The 25,532-nt window shown below is 66.1% G+C and carries 21 protein-coding genes and 2 tRNA genes; 11 read left to right on the top strand and 12 right to left on the bottom strand.

Going from position 1 to position 25,532, the window contains the following annotated elements; all coding sequences use genetic code 11:
* The first annotated feature begins 67 nt into the window (after nucleotides 1–67).
* Nucleotides 68–505: a hypothetical protein gene (locus AC25MA_RS13415; protein ID WP_028690171.1), complete on the top strand. Its 438-nt coding sequence runs from the start codon at nucleotides 68–70 to the stop codon at nucleotides 503–505.
* Between the two features lie 13 nt (nucleotides 506–518).
* Here AC25MA_RS13415 and AC25MA_RS13420 read toward each other — a convergent pair whose 3' ends face one another.
* Nucleotides 519–1,625 carry an enoyl-CoA hydratase/isomerase family protein gene (locus tag AC25MA_RS13420; protein ID WP_028690170.1) on the bottom strand — a complete coding sequence of 369 codons (1,107 nt, stop codon included), beginning with the start codon at nucleotides 1,623–1,625 and terminating at the stop codon, nucleotides 519–521.
* A gap of 128 nt (nucleotides 1,626–1,753) precedes the next feature.
* On the opposite strand from AC25MA_RS13420, the gene ung reads away from it, so the two are divergent.
* On the top strand, nucleotides 1,754–2,446 hold the full coding sequence (gene ung, locus AC25MA_RS13425; protein WP_028690169.1) for a uracil-DNA glycosylase: 693 nt from the start codon (nucleotides 1,754–1,756) through the stop codon (nucleotides 2,444–2,446).
* Between the two features lie 36 nt (nucleotides 2,447–2,482).
* Here the strand turns inward: ung and AC25MA_RS13430 are convergent, their stop codons facing one another.
* The 5 genes from AC25MA_RS13430 to AC25MA_RS13450 all read right to left on the bottom strand — a co-directional run bounded on the left by AC25MA_RS13430 (nucleotide 2,483) and on the right by AC25MA_RS13450 (nucleotide 7,950).
* Nucleotides 2,483–3,508 carry an AbrB family transcriptional regulator gene (locus tag AC25MA_RS13430; protein ID WP_028690168.1) on the bottom strand — a complete coding sequence of 342 codons (1,026 nt, stop codon included), beginning with the start codon at nucleotides 3,506–3,508 and terminating at the stop codon, nucleotides 2,483–2,485.
* On the bottom strand, nucleotides 3,501–5,015 hold the full coding sequence (locus AC25MA_RS13435) for a tripartite tricarboxylate transporter permease (protein WP_062364151.1): 1,515 nt from the start codon (nucleotides 5,013–5,015) through the stop codon (nucleotides 3,501–3,503). Before AC25MA_RS13435 ends, AC25MA_RS13430 begins: the two co-directional genes overlap by 8 nt.
* A gap of 3 nt (nucleotides 5,016–5,018) precedes the next feature.
* The gene (locus AC25MA_RS13440; protein ID WP_028690166.1) at nucleotides 5,019–5,477 is read right to left on the bottom strand and encodes a tripartite tricarboxylate transporter TctB family protein; all 459 of its coding nucleotides are present in this window, start codon (nucleotides 5,475–5,477) and stop codon (nucleotides 5,019–5,021) included.
* Between the two features lie 171 nt (nucleotides 5,478–5,648).
* Entirely contained in the window at nucleotides 5,649–6,629 is a 981-nt protein-coding gene (locus AC25MA_RS13445; RefSeq protein WP_028690165.1) for a Bug family tripartite tricarboxylate transporter substrate binding protein, read from the bottom strand.
* A gap of 31 nt (nucleotides 6,630–6,660) precedes the next feature.
* Nucleotides 6,661–7,950, bottom strand: a complete 1,290-nt coding sequence (locus tag AC25MA_RS13450) for an OprD family porin (RefSeq protein ID WP_028690164.1) — start codon at nucleotides 7,948–7,950, stop codon at nucleotides 6,661–6,663.
* Nucleotides 7,951–8,149: 199 nt separating this feature from the next.
* Here AC25MA_RS13450 and AC25MA_RS13455 point away from each other — a divergent pair, with 199 nt between their 5' ends.
* Both AC25MA_RS13455 and AC25MA_RS13460 read left to right on the top strand, forming a co-directional pair.
* Complete coding sequence (locus AC25MA_RS13455; protein WP_486972098.1) at nucleotides 8,150–8,821, top strand: response regulator; 672 nt, start codon at nucleotides 8,150–8,152, stop codon at nucleotides 8,819–8,821.
* The gene (locus tag AC25MA_RS13460) at nucleotides 8,814–10,193 is read left to right on the top strand and encodes a sensor histidine kinase (RefSeq protein WP_028690162.1); all 1,380 of its coding nucleotides are present in this window, start codon (nucleotides 8,814–8,816) and stop codon (nucleotides 10,191–10,193) included. Before AC25MA_RS13455 ends, AC25MA_RS13460 begins: the two co-directional genes overlap by 8 nt.
* A 23-nt stretch (nucleotides 10,194–10,216) precedes the next feature.
* Here AC25MA_RS13460 and AC25MA_RS13465 read toward each other — a convergent pair whose 3' ends face one another.
* Both AC25MA_RS13465 and ygfZ read right to left on the bottom strand, forming a co-directional pair.
* Nucleotides 10,217–11,023, bottom strand: coding sequence for an HDOD domain-containing protein (locus AC25MA_RS13465; RefSeq protein WP_028690161.1), 807 nt, complete (start codon nucleotides 11,021–11,023; stop codon nucleotides 10,217–10,219).
* A gap of 55 nt (nucleotides 11,024–11,078) precedes the next feature.
* Nucleotides 11,079–12,020: a CAF17-like 4Fe-4S cluster assembly/insertion protein YgfZ gene (ygfZ, locus tag AC25MA_RS13470; protein WP_062364155.1), complete on the bottom strand. Its 942-nt coding sequence runs from the start codon at nucleotides 12,018–12,020 to the stop codon at nucleotides 11,079–11,081.
* 133 nt (nucleotides 12,021–12,153) lie between these two features.
* Between ygfZ and AC25MA_RS13475 the strand changes: the two genes are divergently transcribed.
* Nucleotides 12,154–12,408, top strand: coding sequence for an FAD assembly factor SdhE (locus AC25MA_RS13475; RefSeq protein ID WP_028690159.1), 255 nt, complete (start codon nucleotides 12,154–12,156; stop codon nucleotides 12,406–12,408).
* On the top strand, nucleotides 12,392–12,844 hold the full coding sequence (locus AC25MA_RS13480; protein WP_486972099.1) for a protein YgfX: 453 nt from the start codon (nucleotides 12,392–12,394) through the stop codon (nucleotides 12,842–12,844). The genes AC25MA_RS13475 and AC25MA_RS13480 overlap by 17 nt, the downstream gene beginning before the upstream one ends.
* A gap of 3 nt (nucleotides 12,845–12,847) precedes the next feature.
* Here AC25MA_RS13480 and rdgC read toward each other — a convergent pair whose 3' ends face one another.
* Nucleotides 12,848–13,768 carry a recombination-associated protein RdgC gene (gene rdgC, locus AC25MA_RS13485; RefSeq protein WP_028690157.1) on the bottom strand — a complete coding sequence of 307 codons (921 nt, stop codon included), beginning with the start codon at nucleotides 13,766–13,768 and terminating at the stop codon, nucleotides 12,848–12,850.
* A gap of 216 nt (nucleotides 13,769–13,984) precedes the next feature.
* Between rdgC and AC25MA_RS13490 the strand changes: the two genes are divergently transcribed.
* From AC25MA_RS13490 to AC25MA_RS13500, 3 genes are all read left to right on the top strand, one after another.
* A tRNA-Val gene (locus tag AC25MA_RS13490) sits at nucleotides 13,985–14,060 on the top strand.
* Between the two features lie 13 nt (nucleotides 14,061–14,073).
* Nucleotides 14,074–14,150: transfer RNA gene (locus tag AC25MA_RS13495), tRNA-Asp, on the top strand.
* Between the two features lie 157 nt (nucleotides 14,151–14,307).
* A complete protein-coding gene (locus tag AC25MA_RS13500) occupies nucleotides 14,308–16,014 on the top strand; it encodes a molecular chaperone HscC (protein ID WP_028690156.1) in 1,707 nt (568 codons plus the stop codon).
* Here AC25MA_RS13500 and AC25MA_RS13505 read toward each other — a convergent pair.
* The 3 genes from AC25MA_RS13505 to pcaQ form a co-directional block, all read right to left on the bottom strand.
* Nucleotides 16,008–18,653 (bottom strand): J domain-containing protein, encoded by a 2,646-nt coding sequence (locus tag AC25MA_RS13505; protein ID WP_182322134.1) that lies wholly within the window; start codon nucleotides 18,651–18,653, stop codon nucleotides 16,008–16,010. The genes AC25MA_RS13500 and AC25MA_RS13505 overlap by 7 nt on opposite strands.
* The gene (locus tag AC25MA_RS13510; RefSeq protein ID WP_182322136.1) at nucleotides 18,650–19,342 is read right to left on the bottom strand and encodes a DUF1266 domain-containing protein; all 693 of its coding nucleotides are present in this window, start codon (nucleotides 19,340–19,342) and stop codon (nucleotides 18,650–18,652) included. The genes AC25MA_RS13505 and AC25MA_RS13510 overlap by 4 nt, the downstream gene beginning before the upstream one ends.
* 63 nt (nucleotides 19,343–19,405) lie before the next feature.
* The gene (pcaQ, locus tag AC25MA_RS13515) at nucleotides 19,406–20,338 is read right to left on the bottom strand and encodes a pca operon transcription factor PcaQ (protein WP_182322138.1); all 933 of its coding nucleotides are present in this window, start codon (nucleotides 20,336–20,338) and stop codon (nucleotides 19,406–19,408) included.
* Nucleotides 20,339–20,469: 131 nt separating this feature from the next.
* On the opposite strand from pcaQ, the gene AC25MA_RS13520 reads away from it, so the two are divergent.
* Together AC25MA_RS13520 and AC25MA_RS13525 are read left to right on the top strand one after the other, a co-directional pair.
* Nucleotides 20,470–20,895, top strand: coding sequence for a DcrB-related protein (locus AC25MA_RS13520; RefSeq protein WP_279153196.1), 426 nt, complete (start codon nucleotides 20,470–20,472; stop codon nucleotides 20,893–20,895).
* A 22-nt stretch (nucleotides 20,896–20,917) separates the two neighbouring features.
* Complete coding sequence (locus AC25MA_RS13525; RefSeq protein WP_486972100.1) at nucleotides 20,918–25,531, top strand: RHS repeat-associated core domain-containing protein; 4,614 nt, start codon at nucleotides 20,918–20,920, stop codon at nucleotides 25,529–25,531.
* Nucleotide 25,532 lies beyond the last annotated feature (1 nt).

Raw genomic sequence — 25,532 nt, forward strand, 5'->3', positions numbered from 1 at the left:
CAACAGCTTGTCGTCGACGCCCGCCAGCGTCGCTGTGCCGGGCATCCCTGCGGTCCAGGAGGCCGCCATGTACCCACGAATCCTGCTCGTCGTCCTGCTCGGACTGCTGACCTCCGCCTGCGCCCCTTACTACGAGAGCGGTGGCTACTACCGCAGCGACTACTACACCAGCGATCGCTACGTTTACCCAGGCTATTACCGCCAGGACCGCTATTACGTGGTACCGCAGACCCGCTACTACTACCAGCCTGCGCCGCGTTACTACGGGCCGGCGCCGGTGCCACAGTACCGCCCTTATCCGGCGCCCGGCATGCAACCGCGCTGGCACGGGAATCCGCGTTATGATTACGGCAACCGCCAGCGCTACGACTACGGTCGGGATCGCGACCGCCACGACTACCGCAATGACGACCGTCGGGGCGATCGCTGGCACTCCAACGGGCAGGGCAACCGTGACCGTCGACCCGATGGGGGCCGCGGTGGCGAGCGGGGCTGGTCGCGGTGACAGGGCACTGACGTCATCCCAGTTCCGCCAACGGATGCCGCCCCTCCCAGACCTTGCTGAAATGCGCCTCCACCACCGCCGCCGGCACCTGCGCCACATCCGGCCAGTGCCAGTGCGGGGTGTTGTCCTTGTCCAACAGACGGGCGCGCACCCCCTCGCTGAACTCCGGGTGACGGCAGCAGTTCAGGCTCAGGGTGTATTCCATCTGGAATACCTGCGCCAGCGAAAGGTGCCGCGCCCGACGGATCTGCTCCCACACCAGGTGCGCCGTCAGCGGGCAGCCCTCGTGCAGGCGTTGGCCGGCCGCCGCCAGCACGGGATCGGCGTGCGTGGCCAGGCCGGCCAGGGCCCGCCAGGCCGCTACCGGGTCGGCCACGTCGAGCACTTCGTCGATCACGCCGCGGCGCGCCAGCCACTGGCCTTGCGGCAGTTCGGCGCAGGCGCGGTGCTGCTCGGCCTTGAGCAGGCTGTTGAGCTGCAGGGTGGTCTGCTCCTGCCAGTTCAATTGCAGCAGTTCCTCGATCAGCGCCTCCTGCTGGTGCTCGCCCAGGAAGCGATCGGCCAGGTTCAGGTCCAGTGCGTCACGGGCATTGAGCGGGGCGCCGGTGAGCCCCAGGAACAGGCCGAGCTTGCCCGGCAGTCGGGCGAGGAACCAGCTGGCGCCGACGTCCGGGTACAGGCCGATGCTTATTTCCGGCATGGCTAGGCGGCTGCTGGGGGTGACGATACGCACCGCGGCGCCTTGCAGCAGGCCCATGCCGCCGCCCAGCACATGGCCGTGGCCCCAGCACAACAAGGGTTTGGGGTAGGTATGCAGGCGGTGGTCGAGGCGGTACTCGCTGGCGAAAAACGCAGCGGCCAGCGGCGGCACGCTGCCGGGGTGTTCGCGGCAGGCCTCGACCAGGGCGCGGACATCGCCGCCGGCACAGAAGGCCTTCGGCCCGTTGCCGCGCAGCAGCACGCAGACGATCCCGGGGTCGCTGGCCCAGGCGCGCAGCCGTTCGTCGAGCACCTCGATCATGGGCAGCGTCAGGGCGTTGAGCGCCTTGGGCGCATCCAGGGTGGCGATGCCGATACGGGCGCCGTCGGCGCCGGTCAGTACCTCGCATTGAATGGACATGGACTACCTCGCGCAGGTCATCCCCTCAGTATGGCCTGCTGCGGCGAAGCTGCCGGTCGTCGGTCGGATCGATTGACAAGCCGGCCCGGCTTTCCTAGTGTCGCGGCACTTTGCTTTTGGATGCCCCCATGACCGACGACGATCGCATCAAACTCGAACCCAGCTGGAAGGCCGCGTTGCGCGCCGAGTTCGACCAGCCCTACATGCAGCAGCTGCGCGAGTTCCTGCGTGCGGAGCACGCCGCCGGCAAGGAGATCTACCCGCCTGGGCCGCTGATCTTCAACGCCCTGAATTCCACACCGCTGGAGCAGGTCAAGGTGGTCATCCTCGGCCAGGACCCATACCACGGTCCCGGCCAGGCCCATGGCCTGTGCTTCTCGGTGCAGCCGGGTATCCCCACGCCGCCATCGCTGGTCAATATCTACAAAGAGCTGCAGCGCGATCTCAACCTGCCGATCCCCGCGCATGGCTATCTGCAGAGCTGGGCCGAGCAGGGCGTGCTGCTGCTCAACACCACCATGACCGTGGAGCGTGCCAATGCCGCGTCCCACGCGAAGAGAGGTTGGGAGTTCTTCACCGACCGGATCATCCAGGTGGTCAGCGAGCAGTGCCCGAACGTGGTGTTCCTGCTGTGGGGCTCCCATGCGCAGAGCAAGCAGAAGCTGATCGATGCCAGCAAGCACCTGGTGCTCAAGTCGGTGCATCCCTCGCCGCTGTCGGCTTACCGTGGGTTCTTTGGTTGCGGGCATTTCAGCCGTACCAACAGCTTCCTGGAGCAACGCGGGATGGCGCCGATCGATTGGGCGTTGCCGCCGTTGTGACATGAAATCATAGGGCCGCTTCGCGGCCCTTTGATTTCATGTCCTGGCCCAGCGCCTGAACAACGGCTCGGCCAGGAACAGCACGAACAACAGCCTCATCACCTGCAGCGCCGTCACCAGCGGCACGGACAGTTGCAGGGTCTCCGCCGTCAGGCTCATCTCGGCGATGCCCCCGGGCATCATCCCCAGCGTCAGCGAGCGCAGGTCCAGGTGCGTCAGCAGGCTCAACGCCCAGGCCGCGCCTGCGGCGATCAGCATGCACAGTGCCGTGGCCAGCAATGTCCGGCCAAGGAACGACGGCGCCCGGCGGAAGAATGCGCGGTTGAAGTGACAGGCCAGGCCGCTGCCGATCAGCCACTGGCCGATCTGGCTGGCGCCGTTGGGCAGGCCGATCTGCAGGTTGCCCGCCAGGCTCACGCTGGCTGCCACCAGCAACGGTCCGAACAACCAGGGGTTGGGCTGGCGCAGACGCTGCCAGAGCAGCGCCATCAGCACCCCCAGCGGCGCGATCAATACCAGCCAGCCCCAGCTCACGCTGCCGGCATGGTTCAGCGGCGCGCCATCGCCAAGCAGCAACTTGAACAGCGCCGGCACGCACAGCACCACCGCCAGCACCCGCAGGCTCTGCGCCGCGGCCACCTGGCTGAGCACCGCGCCGTTGCGCGCGCCGAGGTTGACCATCTCGCCCGAACCGCCCGGCATGCTGGCGAAGAACGCCGTGGCGCGGTCCTCACCGGTGCGCCGCAACAGCCACACGCTGATCACGCTGGAGAGGGTGGTGAACAGCGCGCCGAAGAAGATCAGCGCGAAGTGACTGGCCACCTGTTCGATCACCGCCGGGGTGAAGTGCAGGCCGATGCCGATGCCGATGATCCATTGCCCGCATTTGCGACCATTGGGGATTTCACTGAGTTGCCAGGGGGTAAGGCAGCGCACCAGGATGATAGCCAGCAACGAGCCGATCATCCACGGCAAGGGCCAGCCGACCTTGCTGGCGAGAAATCCGCCGGCAAGGCCGACCAGTCCGGTGGCCCAGAACAGTGGCACCGAGCGATCAGGCATCGGCCATGGCCCGGCGTTGCAGGGCACGTTTGCGCCAGCTGCGCAGCAGCGGCAGGCTCAGCATGCACACCACCAGCACCCACACACCCATGCTGATCGGGCTCGACCAGAGGATGCCCAGTTCACCGTTGGAGATCGACAGCGCGCGGCGCAGGTTCTGTTCCATCAGCCCGCCGAGGATGAAGCCCAGCAGGATCGGCGAAAGCGGGAAGTCCAGCTTGCGCAGGATGTAGCCCATGATGCCGATACCGACCATCAGGAACAGGTCGAAGGTGGTGGCATGCACCGCGTACACGCCGATCGCGGTGATGATCGCGATCACCGGGACCAGCGCCCAGTTCGGCACGGCGAGGATGCGGGTGAACACACGGATCATCGGCACGTTGAGGATGATCAGCATGAGGTTGGCGATGAACAGCGAGGCGATCAGCCCCCAGACGATGTCCGGCTGTTGCTCGAACAGCAGCGGGCCGGGGGTGATGTTGTACAGGGTCAGCGCGCCGATCATCACTGCGGTGGTACCCGAGCCGGGCACGCCGAGGGTCAGCATCGGCACCAGGGCGCCGCAGCAGGAGGCGCCGATGGCGGTTTCAGGCGCGGCCAGGCCACGGGCGTCGCCCTTGCCGAACTTGCCTTTGTCGCCGGCGATGCGTTTTTCGGTCATGTAGGCCACGGCACTGGCCAGGGTCGCGCCGGCACCCGGCAACACGCCCATGAAGAAGCCCAGCAGGCCGCAACGGATGTTGACGAAGAACACCGAGGCCGCTTCCTTGAGGTTGAACAGCATGCGCCCGGTGGCCTTGACCGCCACATGACCGTGGTGGGTCTTTTCCAGCAGCAGGAGGATCTCGCTGATGGAGAACAGGCCCAGCACCAGCACCACGAACTGGATGCCATCGGCCAGGTGCACGCTGTCGCCGGTGAAACGGTACACGCCGCTGTTGGCGTCGATGCCCACTGCCGAGAGGAACAGGCCGATCAGCGCGGCGATAAAGGTTTTCAGCGGCTTGTCGCCGGCCATGCCGCCGAGGGCGACGATGGCGAACACCATCAGCACGAAGTACTCCGCCGGCCCGAAGGCGATCGCCCATTTCGCCAGCAGCGGGGCGAACAGCACCATGCCGCAGGTGGCGATGAAGGCGCCGATGAACGAACTCCAGGCCGACAGCGACAGGGCCACGCCGGCCAGGCCCTGGCGGGCCATGGGGTAGCCGTCGAGGGTGGTCATCACGGTGGAGGCTTCGCCGGGGATGTTCAGCAGGATCGAGCTGATCCGCCCACCGTATTCGCAGCCCAGGTACACCGCGGCCAGCAGGATCAGCGCCGACTCTGGCGGCAGGCCGAGGGCGAAGGCGATGGGGATCAGCAGGGCCACGCCGTTGATCGGGCCCAGGCCCGGCAGCAGCCCAACCACGGTGCCGATCAGGGTGCCGGTCAGGGCGGTGACCAGGTTGTACGGGCTCAGGGCGACGCCGAAGCCCTGGCCCAGGTAGCTCAAGGTATCCATGTGTCAGTTCTCCAGTACGTCGAGCAGGCCGAGGGGCAGGGGCACGTCCATCACGCGGTCGAACAGCCAGTAGAGGAACAGGCTCATGCCCACCACCACGAGGGCGCTGTGCAGCCAGCGGCCACCATAAAGGCGGGCCATGGGCACGCCGGCCAGGATGGCGCTGAGGATGAAGCCCAGGGCTTCGAAGGTGCTGGCGAAGACGATCAGCAGGCCGACGCAGGCGGCGATCTTGATCAGGGTCTCGCGGTCCAGCTCCGGTTCGTCGTCCTTGCGTACGATGGGCGTGGGGCGGATCGCCAGGTACAGCAGGCCCAGGCTCATCAGGCCGAGCATCAATAGTGGGTAGGCGCGCGGGCCGACCGGTTCATAGGAGAAGGCGGCCTGATAGGGCCAGGCCATGACTGCCAGGGCGGCGCATACCGCCAGCAGGACCAGGGCGAAGAGGCGTTGCAGGATCATGGGAGAATCCTCGGTAATGTTCGACACGGCGCGGCCCCCTGTAGGAGCGGCCTTGTGTCGCGAAAGGGCTGCGCAGCAGCCCCAGCGATTCATGCGTTGACGCTCAGAACCTGGGGCCGCTTCGCACCCCTTTCGCGACACAAGGCCGCTCCTGCAGGGATCGGGGGAGGCTTACTGGATCAGCCCGAACTCACGGGCCAGCGCCTTGTAGTCCGCCACCTGTTTCTTCACATAGCCGTCCAGCTCCTCGCCGGTCATGGCGAACGGGAACAGTTCGCGCTGGTCGCGCAGCTTGGCGAAGTCCTCGGACGCCAGCAGCTTGTCGAACGAAGCCTTCCACCAGGCATAGTCCTCGTCGCTGACCTTTGGCCCCAGGTAGAAGCCGCGCACCACCGGCCAGACGATGTCGTAGCCCTGCTCCTTGGCGGTGGGGATGTCCTTCATCTCCGGCTCGTCCAGGCGCTTGTCGGAGAACACCGCGAGGATGCGCATGTTGCCGCTCTGGATGTGCGGCATGGAGTCGGAAATGTCGGTGGAGCCAACCTGAATGTGCCCGCCCAGCAGCGCGGTGGCGATCTCGCCACCGCCTTCAAGTGCCACGTAGCGCAGGTCGCGCGGGTTGATCCCGGCGGCCTTGGCGATCAGCGCGGTCTGCATCCAGTCCTGGCTGCCGACGGTGCCGCCGGAGCCGATCACCACCTTGCTCGGGTCTTTCTTCAGCGCCGCGACCAGGTCGTCGAGGGTCTTGTAGGGCGAGTCGCTCTTCACCGCGATGGCGCCATAGCTGGTGCCGACCGCGGCCAGCCATTTCACCGCGTTCTCGTCGAAGCGGCCGAACTTGCCCTGGGCCAGGTTCAGCAGCGAGCCGCTGGACCAGGCCACCAGTGTGCCGGCATCCGCCGGGCGCTGGGCGACCACGGCGTTGTAGGCCACCGCGCCGACGCCGCCGGGCATGTAGGTCACGCGCATGGGCTTGCTGAGGATCTTCTCGTTGACCAGGGCGCTCTGCACCAGCTTGCAGGTCAGGTCGAAACCGCCGCCGGGCGAGGCTGGGGCGATGCATTCGGGGCGTTTCGGTTCGGCGGCCAGGGCGTTGCCGGCCAGCAGCAGGCAACCGGTGGCCAGGACGAGGCGGCGCAGTGAAAAGGTCATCGTCTATCTCCGTGAGCGTTGTTGTTATGGGTTACCACAGGGCCACGCTGTAGCTCACCAGCAGCCGCACCTCGTCCGCGTCGCGGGTGAAGTTGGAGCGGAAGGTGGCGTTGCGCAGGCGCACGGCGACGTTCTTCAACGGGCCGCTTTGTACCACGTACTTCAGTTCGGTGTTGCGTTCCCACTCCTTGCCCTCGCCACCGGCGGCGCGGCTGACGTTGTCGCCGCTGATGTAGCGGGTCATGAAGGTCAGGCCGGGGATGCCGAGGGCGGCGAAGTTGTAGTCGTAGCGCGCCTGCCAGGAACGTTCGTCTCTGCCTGCGAAGTCGTTGATCTGGACGAAGTTGACCAGGTACGGGTCGGCGCCATCGACATAGGGGAAGGCGCTGTCGCCGGACAGCTGCTGCCAGGCGCCGCTGACCTTGTGTCCGCCCAGGGTATAGCTGAGCATGCCGTTGACGGTGGTGTTGTCGATCTTGCCGGCCTTGGCCGCGCCGGCGTCGTCGCTGATCGCCAGGCGCAGGTCGGCGCCGAAGGTGCCAGGGCCCCAGGGCTGGGTGGCGAGCAGGCCGATGAAGTGCTGGCGGTAGATGTCGTCGAGCTGGGCGAAGTGGTAGCTGCCGGTGATGCGATCGGTGAACTGGTAGTCCAGGCCGCCCATGTCGAAGTTGTCGGCGCTGAAGGTGCCGCCGAAGCGGCCGTTCTTGTTGTTCAGGGCCAGGTCTTCCCAGTTGCTGTCGTCGCGGTCCTTGGCCTTTTCCAGGCGCCCGCCGGTGAAGGTCAGGCCCTTGATCTCCTTCGAGGTGACCAGACCGCCTTCGAAGGTCTGCGGCAGGATGCGCCCGTCGTTGGGCTGCAAGGTGGGCAATTCGGGGATCAGCGTGCCGATCTTCAGCTCGGTCTGCGAGACCTTGACCTTGCCGGTGAGGCCCAGCTTGGAGTACTCGTCGGCGGCCTTGCCGTCGTCGTGGGTGGGCAGCAGGCCCGTGCCCGTGCGGTCCTTGCTGGAGTCGAGCTTGACCCCGACCATGCCCAGCGCGTCCAGGCCGAAGCCCACGGTGCCCTCGGTGTAGCCGGACTCGAAATTGAGCATGAACCCCTGGGCCCATTCGTCGCGCTTGGATTGCTGCGCGCTGGTGCCGTCGCGGAAGTCGCGGTTGAAGTACATGTTGCGGGTTTCGAAGGTGGCCGTGCTGTCTTCGAAGAAGGCGGCCTGGCTGATGGGCGCGACACCGGCAAGGGCGAAGGCGCTGGCGAGGGCGGAAGGTCGGGCGGCGAACGAACGGATAGGCGCGAACGCCTGCGGCTGCATGGACAGCATCGTCGGTGACTCCATTTATTGTTCTTATGTGTTGCACCTTGCTGGTGCTTTTTGCGGCGCACGGGGCGACCGTGGTGCGATGCTAGGCAACCAACCTTTCGCTAACCTTTCAGCGTGAAAGGTTTCCGGCGAGGGCTTCACAGCACCCGCCACGGCGTTACACTCCGCGCAAAAAGCCCAGCCGAACAGGGAGAATCCGATGCGTGTGCTGCTGGTCGAAGACCATCTGCAACTGGCCGAAAGCGTGGCCCAGGCCCTCAAGAGCCAGGGCCTGACCGTGGACGTGCTGCATGACGGCGTGGCCGCCGACCTGGCCTTGGCCAGCGAGGACTACGCCGTGGCGGTGCTGGATGTCGGCCTGCCGCGGCTGGACGGTTTCGAGGTGCTGGCGCGTCTGCGCGGGCGCGGCAAGACCCTGCCGGTGCTGATGCTCACCGCCCGCAGCGATGTGAAGGACCGCGTGCTCGGCCTGAACCTCGGCGCCGACGACTACCTGGCCAAGCCTTTCGAGCTGACCGAGCTGGAGGCGCGGGTCAAGGCCCTGCTGCGTCGCAGCGTGCTTGGTGGCGAGCGCCAGCAGCGCTGCGGCCCGCTGGTCTACGACCTGGATACCCGGCGCTTCAGCCTGGGCAGCGAGCCGCTGACCTTGACCCAGCGCGAGCAGAGCGTGCTAGAGGCGCTGATCGCTCGCCCTGGTCGGGTGATGAGCAAGGAACAGCTGGCGGCCCAGGTGTTCGGCCTTGACGAGGAGGCCAGCCCCGACGCCATCGAGATCTACATCCACCGCCTGCGCAAGAAGCTCGACGGCCACCCGGTGGCCATCGTCACCTTCCGTGGCCTGGGCTACCTGCTCGAGCACCGCGATGCGTGACAACGGCAGCCTGCGCGGGCGCTTGCTGGGCAACCTGGCGCTGCTGCTGGTGGTGCTGATGCTGGCCAGCGGCCTGAGCGCCTACTGGAACGGTCGCGAAGCCGCCGACACCGCCTATGACCGGACCCTGCTGGCGTCGGCGCGGACCATCGCCGCCGGCCTGTCGCAGCGCGACGGCACCCTCAGCGCCGACGTGCCCTATGTGGCCCTGGATACGTTCGCCTACGACAGCGCCGGGCGCATCTACTACCAGGTGCTGGACATTCACCAGAAGCTGATTTCCGGCTACGAGAACCTGCCGCCTCCGCCTGCGGGCACGCCGCGCACCGACGATTATCCGGCGCTGGCGCGCTTCTACAACGCCACCTACCTGGGCCAGGACGTGCGCGTGGTCAGCCTGCTAAAGGCGGTGAGCGAACCGAACATGAACGGCATGGCCGAGATCCGCGTGGCCGAGACCGAGGAGGCGCGGGTGCGCATGGCCCGCGGATTGATGGCCGACACCCTGCTGCGCCTGGGCATGCTGGCCTTCGGTGCGCTGGTGATGGTGTGGTTCGCGGTGAGTGCCGCGCTGCGCCCGCTGGAGCGCTTGCGCACGGCGGTGGAGGAGCGCCAGCCGGACGACCTGCGCGCCTTGCCGGTGGTCCAGGTGCAGCGTGAACTGGGGCCGCTGGTGCGCGGGCTCAATCACTTCACCGAGCGCTTGCGGGGCCAGTTCGAACGCCAGGCGCAGTTCATCGCCGACGCCGCCCACGAACTGCGCACGCCGCTGGCGGCGCTAAAGGCGCGGGTGGAACTGGGCCTGCGCTCACGGGAGCCGGACGAATGGCGCAAGACCCTCGAAGCCGCCGCCCAGGGCACGGACCGGCTCACCCACCTGGCCAACCAATTGCTGTCGTTGGCGCGGGTGGAGAACGGCGCCCGCGCCATCGCCGAGGGCGGCGCCCAGCGCCTGGACCTGAGCCAGCTGGCCCGTGAACTGGGCATGGCCATGGCGCCCCTGGCCCATGCCCGCGGCGTCGCCTTGGCGCTGGAGGCCGAGGCGCCGGTGTGGCTAAAGGGCGAGCCGACCCTGCTCAACGAACTGCTCAGCAACCTGGTGGACAACGCCCTTGCCCACACCCCGCCCGGCGGCGATGTGGTCCTGCGGGTATTGGCGCCGGCCGTGCTCGAAGTCGAGGACGACGGGCCGGGGATTCCCGAGGACGAGCGTGAGCGGGTGTTCGAGCGCTTCTACCGACGCAGCGCCCAGGGCAGCGGCCTTGGGTTGGCGATCGTCGGCGAGATCTGCCGGGCGCATCTGGCGCAGATCAGCCTGCACGACGGCGAGCGGGGCGGGCTGAAGGTGCGGGTGAGTTTTATCGCGGACTGAAGGTCATCGTGGGGCCTGTCGATTCAGCGCAGCATGCCCCGCGCATCCAGCAGCTCGGTGATATCCAGCTCGGTGCCGTAGGGCAGGCCCAGGTGGCGGTAGGCGGGCAGGGCGGCCAGCGGTCGGCTGCGCTCGCGCTGGCTGATGCAGCGGGCGATCTGCACGATGTCGATGTAGTCGATCTGGTCGGTGCGCCGGTCCAGGTCCTGCACCTGGCTGGGCACGTTGACCAACTGCTCGGGGAATTCCCAGGCGCTGAGGATCTTGTCGCCCAGTACCGGCTGGATCTGCTCAATGACGAAATGCAGGCAGATCGGGTCGGAGAGCAGCTCGTTGTGCTCCTCGGCATAGATCAGCACCGGTAGGGCGCCGATCTGGTGCACCAGGCCGCCGAGGGTGGCCTGGTCGGGCTTGAGCTGGGTGTAGCGGCGGCACAGTTCATAGCTGATGCCCGCGACTTCCAGGCTGTTGGCCCAGATATCCCGCAGCTTGTGTTCCACCGCCGGAGCGCGGGCATGGAAGATCTGCTCGATCACCAGGCCGATGGCCAGGTTGCAGCTGTAGTTGATGCCCAGGCGGGTGATGGCGGTGTGCAGGTCGGTGACTTCGACGGCGGCGCGCATCAGCGGGCTGTTGACCACCTTGATCAGGCGGGCCGACAGCGCGGCGTCGCGGCCGATCACCTTGCTCAGGGCGGAAACGCTAATCTCGCTGTCTTCGGCGGCTTCGCGGATGCTCAGGGCGACTTCCGGCAGGGTCGGCAGGACCAGGTCGTCCCGGTCGATGGCGGCGAGCAGTTGCGCTTGGACCTTCTCGGCCAGCTTGTTCATGGACTTCTCTACGGCAAAGGTGGTGCAGCCCCGGCATGTCGCCGGGGCGGGCTGGTCAGCGCTGGATTTCCCGGTCGCGGTCCAGTTCGTAAGGCAGGTCGAGCAGCGACAGGCGCGGGCCTTCGAGGCTGCCCAGGTGCAGGTTGTCGTCCGCCACCGCCTCGGCGCTGAGCACGGCCAGCAGTTCGACGGCGCTGCCGGTGCTGGCCCCGATCACCACTTCGCCGACCGACGAGCCGTGGGTCGGCGAGAAGATCTCGGCGCCCGGCTGGGGTACCGCTGTCTCGGCCAGCGCCAGGCGATATTGCCGGCGCTTGAGCTTGCCCAGGTACTGCATGCGGGCGACGATTTCCTGGCCGGTGTAGCAACCTTTCTTGAAGCTCACGCCATCGACGGCCTGCAGGTTGATCATCTGCGGGATGAACAGCTCGCGGGTCGGGCCCATGACCTGGCCGATGCCGGCGCGGACCTGGCCCAGCAGCCAGTCGTTGAGCGTGCCCTCGGGCAGCGAGGCGGCCAGTTTCTGGGTAACGGCGGCGGCCTGCTCGGCAGGCGCCCACAGTTCGACACGGCCGGCCGAAGCGCGGACGGCGATCAGACCCGCATGACGGGCGGTCGCGCCGGCCTCGTCCGCCACGGACAGGCCCAGCGCCTGCAGGGCGGCGTCGCCCTGCTGCAGGCCGAAGCGCGTCCAGGCGGCGCTGTCGTCGCTCAGCGTGGCCTTGGAGAACACCGCGTATTTCTTCAGGTCGGCCAGTTGCGCCTCGAGCAGCTCGCTGGCCATGGCCAACAGGTAGCCATTGCCCTCGGGCAGGATACGGAAGCTCGACTGCATGCGGCCCTTGACCATGCAGCGGGCGCCAAGGCTCGCGTGCTCGTCGTTGAGGTAACCGATGTTGCAGGTCAGCTGACCTTGCAGGAACTTGCCGGCGTCGGAGCCGCGGACGGCGAGGATGCCCTCATGGGAGAGGGTACAGAAGAAAGCGGAATCGGCCATGGGTCATCGCGGTAGCTAAAGACTGGCGGCCATCATAGAACGCCGGTAACAAAATAGGTAGGTGACTAGACCAACGCCTTGTGCCGCTTCGTTCGCTGCGCGGTATACTGCGCGACCACTCGAGGAGGGCCCCATGGTCGAACAAACTGAACTCAACCGGCTTTTCTGGCATAGCCGTCGCGGCATGCTGGAACTGGACGTGCTGCTGGTCCCTTTCACCCAGGAGGTCTACCCAAGCCTGAGCGAAGCCGACCGCGAGCTGTACCGTCGCCTGCTGACCTGCGAGGATCAGGACATGTTCGGCTGGTTCATGGAGCGCAGCGAGTCCGAGGATCCGGAACTGCAGCGCATGGTCCGCATCATCCTGGACCGTGTTCAGCCCAAGTGAAGTTTTCGAGTGCCGTTGGCAAGGCTCGCGCCTGCTGCTGACGGCCTACCTCGCCAGCCTGGCGCTGGCACTGCTTACCCTCGCGCTGATGGCGCTGCCCGGGTGGCTGCGCGGCCTGTTGGCCGTCGTCTGTCTTGCCCACGCCTGCTGGGCTATTCCCCGGCGCGTCCTGCTCACCCACCCCGAGGCCATCACCGGCCTGCGCCGCGACCTGCGTGGCTGGCACCTCTATAGCCGCGCCCAGGGCTGGCAGCCGGCGCGCCTGTGCCGAGACAGCGTCGCCCTGCCGGCCATGGTGGTGTTGCGGTTCGTGCGCAAGGGGCGCAGGTTCAGCCAGAGCCAGTGCATCCCCAGCGACGCACTGGATCGTGAGGCACACCGGCGACTGCGGGTGCGCCTGAAGTTCAGCCGGCGCCGCTGGGCCGCGCCGGCCTGACCCTCACACCCCCTGCGGGATCTCTTCGCCGCCCAGGGCTTCGAACAGCACCGGCAGGAACTCGGTGAAGGTCATCATCATCAGCTGGAAGCTGGCGTCGAACTGTTGCTGGGCCTCGTCGCCGCCATCCTGTTCGGCCTGCTCCTGCAGCAGCTCCTCGAACTTCAGGCGCTTGATCACCATCTTGTCGTCGAGCACGAACGACAGCTTGTCCTGCCAGGCCAGGGCCAGCTGGGTGACCAGCTTGCCGGTGCTCAGGTGCAGCTGGATTTCCTCGCTGGTCAGGTCCTGGCGTTTGCAACGCACGATGCCGCCGTCCTCGGCGGTGTCGCGCAGCTCGCACTCGTCGAGAACGAAGAAGCCTTCGGCGGCCTGCTGCGACTTGACCCAGTCGGTCATGGTCGCGCTTGGCGCGATCTTCACGGTGGCCGGGCGCACCGGCAGCGAGCCGATCACTTCACGCAGGGTCGACAGCAGGTCTTCGGCGCGCTTGGCGCTGGCCGAGTTGACCAGGATCATGCCCAGGCGCGGGGCGATGGCGGCGAAGATCATCGAGCGGCGGATGAAGGCGCGCGGCAGGAAGGCCTGGATGATCTCGTCCTTGATCTGGTCGCGTTCCTTTTTATAGACCTTGCGCATCTGCTCGGTCTCGATCTCCTCGACCTTCTCCTTGACCGCGTCGTTGACCACGCTGCTGGGCAGGATGCGTTCTTCCTTGCGTGCGGCGATCAGCATGAACTCGCCACTGACGTGAACCAGGGGCGCGTCCTCGCCCTTGCCGAACGGCGCGACGAAACCGTAGGTGGTCAGTTCCTGGCTGGCGCAGGGGCGGGCCGGCTTGCTGGCCAGGGCGGCCTCCAGCGCCTCGGCCTCGAACGGTACTTCCTGGGTCAGGCGATAGGACAGCAGGTTCTTGAACCACATGAGGGGGAATCTCTCCTTAATACATAAGGCGGGCATTATTCTCCGAGGGGCGCTTCCAGGCCAACCCTGTCATAGGGCCAGCAGTCCTATATAGAGGAAGAAAATCGCGGCGCGGCTAGGTCTTTGAAAGGCCTGGAATTTTTTTTCAAAAAATTTGAAAAAAGTGCTTGCCAGGGTAGGAGGTCCTCCGTAGAATGCGCGCCACACCGAGACGAAGGGTGATTAGCTCAGCCGGGAGAGCATCTGCCTTACAAGCAGAGGGTCGGCGGTTCGATCCCGTCATCACCCACCACTCGATGTATAGCGCGGCGGTAGTTCAGTCGGTTAGAATACCGGCCTGTCACGCCGGGGGTCGCGGGTTCGAGTCCCGTCCGCCGCGCCATATTTAGCTTCCAGGGCCCACTGAACACCCGGAAGCAACAGAGAAAGCGACCTTAGGGTCGCTTTTTTTGTTTCTGGCATTACGCCAGAATGCCCCTGTCCGCCGCATGTGGCCAGCAGGCCCCGCGTCGGTTCCTATCGCAAGCCAGAGACCGATCATGCAGGATGCCAGCCTCTCCAACCCCCCCACCTATTCCACGCCACTGCTCGGTATCGACCTCGGCACCACCAACAGCCTGATTGCCGTCTGGCAGGACGGCGAAGCTCGGCTGATCCCTAATGCCGTGGGTGAAGTGCTCACCCCCTCGGTGGTCAGTGTCGATGACGACGGCTCGATCCTGGTCGGCCAGGCTGCCCGGTCGCGATTGACCACGCACCCCGAGCGCACCGCGGCGGCGTTCAAGCGCTTCATGGGTAGCGACAAGCGCTATGCGCTAGGCGAGCATCGATTCACGCCTGAAGAATTGTCGGCGCTGGTGCTGGGCGCATTGAAGCAGGATGCCGAGGCGCACCTGGGCTGCGCGGTCAGCGAGGCGGTGATTTCGGTACCGGCGTATTTCAGCGACGAGCAGCGCAAGCGCACGGTCTTCGCCGCCGAGCTGGCCGGGCTGAAGGTCCAGCGGCTGATCAACGAGCCGACCGCCGCGGCCATGGCCTATGGCCTGCATGAGCAGAAGTTCGAGCGCACCCTGGTGTTCGACCTGGGCGGCGGCACCTTCGATGTCACCGTGCTGGAGTACGCCTTGCCGCTGATCGAGGTGCATGCCTCCACCGGTGACAATTACCTGGGCGGCGAGGATTTTACCGAGGCATTGTTGCAGGCCTGCCTGCGCGATTGGAACCTCAAGGCCGAGGACCTGGCCCCCCAGGCCCTGGCCAGCCTGCATGACGCCATCGAACAGCTCAAGCGCGAGGCGGGCGAGGGCAGCCGCGTGCTGGACTGGCACGATGGCGCGCAGCCCCGCGAGTGGCGGCTGGACGACCTCAAGCTGCAGGCGATCTGGGCGCCTTTGCTGACCCGGGTGCGTGCGCCCATCGAGCAGGCCCTGCGCGATGCCCGGTTGAGCCCGCGCGAGCTGGACAGCCTGGTGCTGGTCGGTGGCGCCACGCGCATGCCGCAGGTGCAGCAACTGGTGGCCAAGCTGTTCGGACGCTTGCCGTACCGGCACCTGGACCCGGACACCATTGTCGCCCTCGGCGCCGCCAGCCAGGCCGCCTGCAAGGCCCGCGACGCGGCCATCGACGAACTGATTCTGACCGATGTCTGCCCCTACACCCTCGGTGTGGCCTCGTCCCGGGGCGACGACGTCACCGGAGCGTTCTCGCCGATCATCGAGCGCAACACGGTGATCCCTACCTCGAAGGTGCAGCGCTTCTACAGCAGCCACCCAGAGCAGAAGTTCGTGCGCATCGCCGTGTACCAGGGCGAGCGGCCGTGGGTGCGGGACAACATCCTGGTGGACAGTTTCGAGGTCCCGTTGCAGCCGACCGGTGAAATCCAGTCGCTGGACGTGCGCTTCAGCTACGACATCAACGGTTTGCTGGAAGTGGATGTGACCTTCCTCGAAAGCGGCCAGAAGCACAGCCACAGCATCGACCGCAGCCCCGCCGGGCTGGATGCCGAGGCGCGCCTGGCGAGCGAGGAGCGCTTAGCGCGGCTGAAGATCCACCCGCGTGACACGCTGCCCAACCGCACCCTGCTGGCCCGTCTGGAGCGGGCCTGGATGCAGAGCCTGGGCGACGAGCGCGAGCTGATCGGCAGTTGGCTGGACGCCTTCAACGCTGTGCTAGCCGGGCAACAGGCCGCTGAGATCAGCCGTGAGCGCCAGGCGTTGAGCCAGGCGCTTGACGAGCTGCGCTACTGACCGTTCAGCCGCCGTAGGGTAGCCTGCAGGCTGTCATCGAGCAGCGCTTGCTGGCCCGGTTGCGAGCCGTAGCGGTTCGGCAGCCGGTCACCGGGCAGCAACAGCAGCAACAGCGGTAGTACCGGTAGCACCCTGCTCAGCACGAGCAGCAGGATCAGCGCCGGGATACCCTGGCCAAGGTCGCGCAGGCGCCTGAGGAAGGCACTGATCAGCAGCAGCACCGTGACCAGCATCAACACTGGCAGTGTGAGCATCATGCTGGCGCAGAGGGCGGCGGCCGCCAGGTTCAAGGCAAACCCTGAGCGGTTCAGGCGGCTGTTGAGTTTCCACACGGCCCAGAATTTCGCGGGAGGGTGCTGCAGGGCATTGCGCAACATGCGCTCGCTCCACGACAGCACGGCCATGATTGCACAGCGCAAGCCCAGGTCCTGCTGCGGGTCGTCCTTGATCTTCTGCAAGGCGCGCAAGGCGCGGATCTTCGGCGGCGCGCAATCGTTGTACAAGCTGTCCAGGGCGTCGAGCACATCATTGAACGCACGGCTGTCGACGCCGTGGGCATGGGCGAGTTCGGCCGGTGGATGCTTGGTCTTGCCTTGCAGCAGGCCGCTGCGCAGTGCCTCGAACCATTCATCCTGCGGCGCCAGCGCATCCAGGCGCTGGCGCAGGCGTTCACGTTGCTCGGTGTCCAGGGAGCGGTCATGGTGCAGCACGGCGCAAAACAGCAGATAGCCCAGAGGATGGTCGTTGCCCAGGCTGCCATCGTCATGCTCCAGGCAGGCCAGCAATTGCGCTGCACCGGGTAGGCGCGTGCTGCTCAGGGCTTGTTGCAGGGTCAGCAACCGCGCTGAAACCATCGCCTGTACAGGGTCGCGGGTATCCAGGCTGCCAAGCAGGCCACTGCTGCCGTCAGGGCTGGGCAGTTGTTGGCAGAGCAGGGCGTGCAACGGGGCGAACGGATGCCCGGACGGGTAGTGCAACTGGCTTGGCAGGGTCGGGTCGATCAGCGCCAGCCAGCGTGACGGCTGCTCCAGCAGGGCAAGCATGAACAAGTGCTGGCGGTGCCAGTTCCACAGCGCGTCGCCCTCGGGCATGGCCGGCAACAGTACGCCGGTCTCGGCGAGCGTGTCCTGCAGTTGCAGGGCGAACGGCGTGGTGAACAGGCGGCGCATGTCAAACCGCACATTCAGGGCATGCAGGGCGTGGGCCGGGTATACCCGCATGCGCCGCAGCCATTCGCGACAGACCGGGCGAATGGCGTCCTCGGTCAAGGCCTCGGGCAGCTCCGCCCCCGGGGCTTCGCTGGCGCAGAAATCCACCAGCACCTTGACCACCGGGGCCTGTTCAAGCCAGTGCAACTGCTGGCTGGCCTGGCGCTGGAAGCCTTCGAGGATCAGCGCGTCGAGGGCATCTTCGGCGAGCGGCTGGGCGAGCACCTGGCGCAGCAGACCGGCTTCCCCGCGTTGCAGCGCCCAGGCCTGCCAGTAGAGGCGGTGCAGGTCGTGGTCCTGCGGGTCCTGCAGCAGCCAGGCGAGCAGCGGCAGTTCGTCATCACCGTCCAGCCGCCAGTCGATGAAGGTCGCGGCGATGCCTTGCAGCTCCAGGCGCGAGGCTTCGGACCAGCGCGCCAGGGTCTGCGGGGACTGCCCGGGGCTGCCCCAGTTCTGGGCGGGGTCGTCCAGCTCGGCGGGCCAGCCGGCCGGGGTGTGCAGGCGGTCAAAGGCCTGGATCAGCAACGGCAGGCGCTGGGGCTGGTGGCGGGCGCAGAGGTCGATCAGCCAGCGTTCGGCCTGTGGGTGCTGGTGTTCGCGATACAGCCGCAACCAGCAGTCCAGGGCCTGTTGCTCGGCGCCCAGGGCATCGGCCTGGCGGGCCAGCAGGTAGAGCAGGTCGGCATCGTCCGGGGCCTGTTGCTGGCGCGTCTTGAGCATTTCGTGGAAGGTCCGGCTGGGGATACCGGCCTGGCTGAACTGCACCAGCAGGCGTTGCACCAAGGCCGGGTCATCCGGCATGGCCAGGCAGGTATGCACGCCGGCGAACTGCTCGTACTCGAACAGTGGACGCTGCTGGTAGCAGTACTCGAGGCTGCGGAAATACCACAGGCTTTCCATCTGCGCGCTGGCCGGCCAGTCGCGCATGCAGGCGGTGTCGAAGGGATCGGGCTGTTCCAGGCGGTCGAGGAAAGCTTCCACTTCGTGGCGCTCGTCCAGGCGCAGCAGCTGCTCGGCCCAGCCCAGGCGCCGTGCCAGCAGGCCCGCGCAGTGGTGGGACAACGGTCCGCAGTCGCGCAGGGTGTGCAGCAGTTGCCAGCTGAGGTCGTCCAGTTCGTCCAGCGGCAACTCGTCCAGTTCGGCGATAAAACGCTGCCAGGCTTGTGGGTCGAAGCGCTTGGACGGCTCCTCGAGCAGTGTGTGGAACTGCTTGAGGGCTGGATGGGGGGCATTTTCTTCGCGTGTTGGCTCAGCCTCGCTGGGCGCCTGCTCGCGGGCCAGGTGCAGGGCTTCCTCGTAGGCTGCCCGCAGCGCCTGGAACCCTTCGGGATCGGTTTCCGGGTGGTGCGAGGGCAGGCGGCCGCGATAGGCCAGGCGGATGGCGTCCATGTCCTGGGTCGGTTCGATTCCCAGGCGAATCCAGCAACTCATGACCAGCAGTCCTCTTCCAGCGTGGTGGGTCGTGCGGGCTCGGGCAGGGGCATGTCCCAGGGCAGTCCGGCCAGCAGGTCATGGGCGCCGAGGCGCAGGTTGAGCACGATGCAGCGGTTCCAGTGCTCGCAGCCCTGGCGCTCGAGGTTGGCGGCCAGGGCCTCGTCGCTGCTGTCGCTGGCATTCCACAGCGCCTTGCCGAACAGGTAGCCGGCCAGGTAGCCGTCCCAGCGGTTGTAGTAATGGCGGGCGCGCAGGGCCAGGCGGTAGTGCAGGTAGAGGCTTTCGTCGCGATCGATCAGGCCTTTCTTGACGCCGGCGCGCAGCAGGAAACCCATGCGCCCCAGGTCCCAGGCCCGGGTGCCGCCCGGGCCGCAGTCGGGGAAGGTGCGGGCGGCGTATTCGTGGCGGATGCGCTCGCGCGGGGGCAGGGTGTCGAGCAGCGCCTGCCACTGGCTGGGCAGGCAGCGCTGGTATTGCCAGTAGGCCTCGCTCATCTCGGTAGCGTGGCCGTTGTCGGCCATGCTGAGCATGTCCAGCAACTGGGCGCGGTTGCTGATGCCCCACCAGCGTTCAAGGTCGGTCTGGTCTTCACCCTCGAAATAGTCGGGTGCGGTATAGCTGGCCCCGTTGAGGGCGGCCATGGGGGCGGAGAGAGCATGCAGCCAGTGCTGCGCGGTTTCGTCCATGAAAGGAGTCCTGGAGGTGCTGGGAACTGGCGGGGATTGTATAGGAAGTTCCCTGCCGGGTTCTCAGGGATAGGTCCCGAGTCGATAGGCCTCGGCCACCTCGCGGAGCACTTCGCACACCCATTGCGCCGGCAGGCTCTGGGGCAGCGCCGCATTGCGGCAGATGCCCACCGACCCGCCCGGTTCGAGCACGCCCAGGTCGAGCTCGGCCAGCTCGCCACGCCCGAGGTCGATCAGCACGGCGTCCCGTGGCGCCACCCAGACCGCCTCGCTGCCCAGCACATAGCGCCTGCTCAGGGCCAGCGACAGGGTTTCCAGGCGCTGCGCCGGCAGCGGGATCGCGCATTGCACGAACAGGCTGTCGGCATGCTGGCGAATGGTCGTCCCCGGCGGCGGCAGCACCAGCGGGTAATCACCGACCTGCCTGCGCTCGACGGGCCGCTGCGCCAAAAGCGGGTGCCCCGGCCGCACCACCAGGGTCATCGACTCGCTGTACAGGTGCTCGAACGACAACCCTTGGATCTGCGGGCTGTCGGTCATTCGCCCGACCACCAGTTCCAGTTCCCCCAGATGCAACTGACCGAGCAATTGGGCACTGGCCCCGGTCACCACGCTGATCAGCAACGCCTCGTGGCGTTGGTGCAGGCGGCACAGCACCTCGGGCATCAGCAGCCCTTCGACCGTCGACAGCACGCCGATGCGCACCTGCGACGGTGACCGCGCCTCGCCGCGCACACTGCAGACCCCGTCGCGCAACGCCTGCACGCTGGGGCCGGCGTAGCGCATGAAGCGGGTGCCGGCCGGGGTCAGGGTAACGCCGTTGTGACCACGCTCGAACAGGCGTGCCTCGAGCAGGTCCTCCAGTTCCTTGAGGGTCTTGGAGATCGCTGGCTGGCTGATCGCAAGCACGTCGGCGGCCCTGGCCAGGCTGCCCTGCCGGGCAATCTCCAGGAAGCACAGCAGGTGACGGAACTTGATGCGGGTATCGAGGTTCATGCCCGGCAGTGTATCCGTGCGGGCCAGACCTGCAACGTCTGGGTGATCTTCGTCACTCGGCGACGGTTCCTCCCTTGCAGGCAAAGCCCTGAACCTTTAGCGTGTGCCGCTTCGATGCATGGAGCAGCGCTATGGCCGCCTACCTGACCCAGGACCTGGTCCTTGAACTGGGCGATGAAACGCCCGAAGACACCACCATGAACATGCTGACCTTCCGTCAGCGTGGCACCACCCTGGTGATCGCTCGCAGTCCGCTGGCTGCCGGGCAGACGCTGGAGGCGCTTTACCTGCAGCAACTGGCGCAGTTGCGTGAACGCCTGGGGGCGATCATCAGCGAACCACAGCCGGTCAGCGCAGGCGTCGATCGTGGCATCCACGGCCTGGAAGTCAGCCTGCAATTCAAGCGCGGCGAAGTGGTCTCGTACCAGCGTCAGTTGGCTTACGCGCCAAGCGGGCAGGCCCGTTTCGTGGCGATCAGCTATAGCAAGGAAACACCGCTGGAGGCGGTCGATCTCGCCCATTGGGAAGCCATCAAGGCAGGATTGCGGCTGAACTGACCCGGGCACAAGGAAGTGGTTCATGGGCGATAGCCTGCATGCCGCCCGCGAGGGCGATCTCATATTGCATCCGCCGTTGATGGCCGAGCTGGTCAGCGGGCTGACCGAAGCGGTGATCTATGCCGCCGCTACTGCGGCGGTCGCGGCGGCGATCGGCGGTGCCGTGGTGGCCGTGGTTGGCACAGGTGGGGCCGCCGCCACGCTCACACCATTGATCGCCGGTGCCCTGGTCGGTGCCGCCGCTATGTTGCCTGCTGGCGAAGACAAGAGCATTGGCGAGCACATTTCCGATCTGAGCAGTTGGGTTGGCAATTCGATGTTTCCCCCCGAACCCTACGGTGCGATCGACAGCGGATCATCCAACACCCGCATCAATGGCATGCCTGCAGCCCGCGCGGCAGGGATCGTCACGGGTGCCAGTGAGGCCGAACCCTCCGCCGAGGCACCCTCGATACTGGAAAACATCGGTAACTACGCGATGATGGGCGCATCGCTGATGCTGCCGGTCATCGGGCTGGCTCAGGAAATCAACAGCATCTTCAATCCCCCAGTCGCCACCCCGGCGAATCCTGGCACCCAACCTGCCGAACTGGACACCGTCAAGTGCAGCAAGCACCCGGTCCCCAACTTCGTCGCGCAAGGGTCGGACAAGGTTTTCATCAATGGCCATCCTGCGGCCAGGGTCGGGGACAAGAGCACCTGCGACGGCCCCATCGGCATGACCTTCTCGCCCAATGTGCGGGTTGGAGGTGGCACGGTGACCGTGCGAGACATCCGCGACGGCAAGAGCGCAGCGGCAAAGATCATTGGCCTGGTCGCCGGCATGCTGCTGGCAAGGCGCGTCAAGAGCCGCTCGCGGCCACGCAACGCACCCAAGCCCCGTTCCCGTATTCCTGGCTGCAAGGGACACCCGGTGCTGGTCGCCACCGGCAGCAAACGGCTCGATGGCCCCGAGGACCTGGACTTCAGCCTGCCCGGCCTGCTGGCCATCGATTGGTCGCGTCGTTATGACAGCAACGACCTGCGCGACGATGGTCTGTTGGGCAAGGGCTGGAGCCTGCCCTACGAAGTGCGTCTGGAACGGGTGCCTCATCCGCAAGGTGGCGAGCTGTGGATCTATGTCGACGAAGACGGCAGTCGCATCGAGTTGGGCCGCATGGTGCCCGGCAGCGCGCTGCTCAGTACCTTGGACGGTGTTGCCATTTTCCATCAGGACGATGGCATCACGGTGGTGGAGGACATCTATAGCGGCCAGTACCAGGTGTTCAAGACCGATCCGACAGCACACAGCCGGTCGCGCCTCGTGCAACTTGGCGATCGCAACCTCAACCGCCTTGAACTGCTGTATGACGACCAAGGGCGCTTGCAATTGCTGGTCGATGCCTTCGGTCGCACTGCCGTGCAGTTGCGCCACGACAACCAGCATGGGCGCCGAGTGCGCGAGGTGTGGCGGCTACAGTTGGCCCCAGGCGATGCGTTCCAGATCACTGACCAGCAGTTGCTGGTCAGTTACCGCTACACCCAGGCCGGTCAGCTAGCCGAGGTACGCGATGCCAGCGGGCAAACGGTACGCCGTTTCACCTACACCGCAGCAGGGTGCATGGCGAGCCAGACTCTCGCCAGCGGTGTCGTCCATCACTATGAATGGGCCAGCCTGGCGGTACCGCCAGACGGAGTGGCCTCGCGTGGGGGCTGGCCACGGGACCTACCGGCACCGCTCGAGGCGCAGCCCACACACCAGTGGCGAGTGATGCGCCACCACAGCGATAGCGCAGAGGACTATCACTTCGACTACGACCTGGCTCAGGGCCTGACCCGGGTTCGCGACAGCCTGGGGCGGGAGGAGTCGTTCCATTGGGGGCCGCACTATGAGATCCATCGGTATGTCGATGCCCTGGGCAACCTCTGGCAGGAGACCTTCCAGCAGGGGCAGTTGATCGCCAGTACCGAGCCCGATGGCAGCCAGTGGTGCTACAGCTACGACGGTGCAGGCCGCCTTGTCTGCAGCCAGGACCCGCTCGGGCGCAGTGAAAGCATTGCCTATGGCGAACATTGGGCACTGCCGCTGAGCATCGTGTCGCCTGGCGGCGCAAGCTTGCGCATGCAGTACGATTGCCAAGGCAATGTGCTCAGTGAAACCGACGCCCTGGGTAATACCACAGGTTACCGCTACGACGATCGCGGGCGACTGCTGGCCATCACCGACGCGCATGGCCGACAACGCCGGTTCACATGGAATGACCGTGGCCAGTTGCTCAGCTACCGCGACTGTTCCGGCCATGTCACGCATTATCGCTACACCGAGCGCGGTGAACTGGCGGAGTCTGTCAATCCGCGGGGCGAGCGTAGCCGCCACCGCTACGATGTGCGCGGCTACCTGATCGAAAGCCAGGGGGCCGACGGGCGCACCGATCATTATCAGGTCAACGCCGCCGGGCAGTTGACCCGCCATATCGATGGCGCCGGGCGCACCACCCACTGGCATTTCGACTCCAGCGGTCGCCTGTTGCAACGTATCGACCCCATGGGGGCGGCGCTGAGTCTGAATTACGATGCCTATGGCCGACTGCAGGCGCTGGTGAACGAGAACGGCGAACGCTATCGCTTTGAATGGGATGCGCTGGACCGCGCGCTCACCCAGCAGAACCTCGATGGTGGTGGCTACGCCTATACCTACGACCACCGGGGCAACGTGACGTGTATCGCCCACCACCCGATCCCGGATCAGGCTCACGACACGGCCATACAGATCCATCAGCTGGAGCACGATGCCGTTGGTCGCTTGCTACGCAAGCACACCACCGATGGTTGCACCGAATACGTCCATGACGAGGGCGACAACCTGCTGTCGGTGACATTCACCGATAAGCAGGGCAATGCCCGGCGACTGGCGTTCAGCTATGACCGCATGGGCCGCCTGCTGAGCGAGACCAGCGCTGCCGGTACCGTGGGTTATGCGCATGACGAGTTGAATAACCTGCAGAGCCTGACCCTGCCCGATCAACGCCGGATAAACCACCTGTATTACGGCAGCGGCCACCTGCATCAGCTCAATCTCGACGGGCGGGTGATCTGCGATTTCGAGCGCGACAGCTTGCATGACGAAGTGCTGCGCACCCAGGGCCAGTTGCAGACCCGCACCCGCTATGAAAGCTGTGGGCGCCTGCAACAGAGGGCGATCCATTACCGGGACGCCTCGAGCATGACGCTGGCGTTGTTGCAAAAGGACTATCGCTATGACGACGGCGACAACCTGGTCTGCGAAACCTTTACCCAGACCCAGCGACCCGGCACACAGAATCCGGCCCAGCAAGAGCATGCGCTGCGCTTCCACAGTGCTGGCCTCGGCAATGGCAGCTGCCAGGGCTCGGTGACCTACGACTATGGGCCGAGCCAACGCATCTATGGTGTGACCCGCCGCCTGGCGCTGGGAGATGTGCCGATCGTCGAGCATTATGGGTACGACCGCGCTGGTAACCTGATCGAGGGCTACCAGCCCAAGGCTCATGTGCGGCACAACCGGGTCACGGTGCATCAGGACAAACGCTACCGCTACGATGGTTTCGGCCGCATGGTCGAGAAGCGCAGCGGCAGCCGGCTGTTACAGCGCTTCGAGTACGATGCCGAGCATCGGCTGGTCCGCGTAAACCAGCAACGCGGCACCGTGCACGAGCGCATTGAGTTCAGCTACGACCCACTGGGGCGGCGCATTGGCAAGCGCCTCTACCGCAGTGGCCATGAGCAACCCGTCAGTCGCACCGACTTCCTCTGGCAGGGCCTGCGTTTACTGCAGGAGGTGCAGGACGGCAAATCGAGCCTGTACCTGTATACCGACCCTGGCAGCCACGAGCCGCTGGCGCGTATCGACGGCGCACCTGGCCAGGAAGTGGTGCAGTACTTCCACACCAACATTGCCGGGCTGCCCGAGCAACTGACCGACGCACAGGGCAATTCAGTCTGGTACAGCGACTACCTGTTGTGGGGCCGCAGCCGCGAAGAGTGGCACGCGCCTGACCAAAACCGCCAGCAGAACCTGCGTATGCAGGGGCAGTACCTTGACCGCGAGACTGGCCTGCACTACAACACGTTCCGCTATTACGACCCGGACATCGGCCGCTTCACCCAGCAGGACCCGTTGGGGCTGGAAGGCAGCATCAACCTGTATGCCTATGCTCCCAATCCACTGACCTGGATCGACCCGCTGGGCTTGTCGGAATGTTCGCTTCTCGACCGTATCATCCAAGACGCCAACAAGGTCGCTTCACCCGGTGGCGAAGTGACCGCGCGGCAGGCCCAGATCCTGCGCGGCAACCTGCCGGTGGTGCAGCGGCGCAACGCGGCGCAGAACCAGGCGATGCGCAAGGAGTTCGTGAAAACCGAGAAAGGCCTGATCAAACAGTGGGAAAAGAACACCAACCGGACCTGGCCAGACGGCGCCACGGCCCACCATGTGATTCCATTGGAAAGCGGTGGCGCCAACAAATGGTGGAACCTGATGCCGACCCACGGCACGCTGCCCAACCATTCGTTGCCCGGTATCCCCGGCCCGCATGCCGCCGGTGGTGTACTTCGCACCACCATCCAGCAAGGTCGCAAGGCATTGCCACCCAAGACCATCACCGATTTGAGGCTGTAAC

This window comes from Pseudomonas sp. P65(2024), assembly GCF_057480955.1.

Coding starts and splice junctions, on each gene's coding strand:
- AC25MA_RS13415 (WP_028690171.1), top strand. CDS start 68: ATGTACCCACGAATCCTGCTCGTCGTCCTGCTCGGACTGCTGACCTCC.
- AC25MA_RS13420 (WP_028690170.1), bottom strand. CDS start 1,625: ATGTCCATTCAATGCGAGGTACTGACCGGCGCCGACGGCGCCCGTATC.
- ung (WP_028690169.1), top strand. CDS start 1,754: ATGACCGACGACGATCGCATCAAACTCGAACCCAGCTGGAAGGCCGCG.
- AC25MA_RS13430 (WP_028690168.1), bottom strand. CDS start 3,508: ATGCCTGATCGCTCGGTGCCACTGTTCTGGGCCACCGGACTGGTCGGC.
- AC25MA_RS13435 (WP_062364151.1), bottom strand. CDS start 5,015: ATGGATACCTTGAGCTACCTGGGCCAGGGCTTCGGCGTCGCCCTGAGC.
- AC25MA_RS13440 (WP_028690166.1), bottom strand. CDS start 5,477: ATGATCCTGCAACGCCTCTTCGCCCTGGTCCTGCTGGCGGTATGCGCC.
- AC25MA_RS13445 (WP_028690165.1), bottom strand. CDS start 6,629: ATGACCTTTTCACTGCGCCGCCTCGTCCTGGCCACCGGTTGCCTGCTG.
- AC25MA_RS13450 (WP_028690164.1), bottom strand. CDS start 7,950: ATGCTGTCCATGCAGCCGCAGGCGTTCGCGCCTATCCGTTCGTTCGCC.
- AC25MA_RS13455 (WP_486972098.1), top strand. CDS start 8,150: ATGCGTGTGCTGCTGGTCGAAGACCATCTGCAACTGGCCGAAAGCGTG.
- AC25MA_RS13460 (WP_028690162.1), top strand. CDS start 8,814: ATGCGTGACAACGGCAGCCTGCGCGGGCGCTTGCTGGGCAACCTGGCG.
- AC25MA_RS13465 (WP_028690161.1), bottom strand. CDS start 11,023: ATGAACAAGCTGGCCGAGAAGGTCCAAGCGCAACTGCTCGCCGCCATC.
- ygfZ (WP_062364155.1), bottom strand. CDS start 12,020: ATGGCCGATTCCGCTTTCTTCTGTACCCTCTCCCATGAGGGCATCCTC.
- AC25MA_RS13475 (WP_028690159.1), top strand. CDS start 12,154: ATGGTCGAACAAACTGAACTCAACCGGCTTTTCTGGCATAGCCGTCGC.
- rdgC (WP_028690157.1), bottom strand. CDS start 13,768: ATGTGGTTCAAGAACCTGCTGTCCTATCGCCTGACCCAGGAAGTACCG.
- AC25MA_RS13500 (WP_028690156.1), top strand. CDS start 14,308: ATGCAGGATGCCAGCCTCTCCAACCCCCCCACCTATTCCACGCCACTG.
- AC25MA_RS13505 (WP_182322134.1), bottom strand. CDS start 18,653: ATGAGTTGCTGGATTCGCCTGGGAATCGAACCGACCCAGGACATGGAC.
- AC25MA_RS13510 (WP_182322136.1), bottom strand. CDS start 19,342: ATGGACGAAACCGCGCAGCACTGGCTGCATGCTCTCTCCGCCCCCATG.
- pcaQ (WP_182322138.1), bottom strand. CDS start 20,338: ATGAACCTCGATACCCGCATCAAGTTCCGTCACCTGCTGTGCTTCCTG.
- AC25MA_RS13520 (WP_279153196.1), top strand. CDS start 20,470: ATGGCCGCCTACCTGACCCAGGACCTGGTCCTTGAACTGGGCGATGAA.
- AC25MA_RS13525 (WP_486972100.1), top strand. CDS start 20,918: ATGGGCGATAGCCTGCATGCCGCCCGCGAGGGCGATCTCATATTGCAT.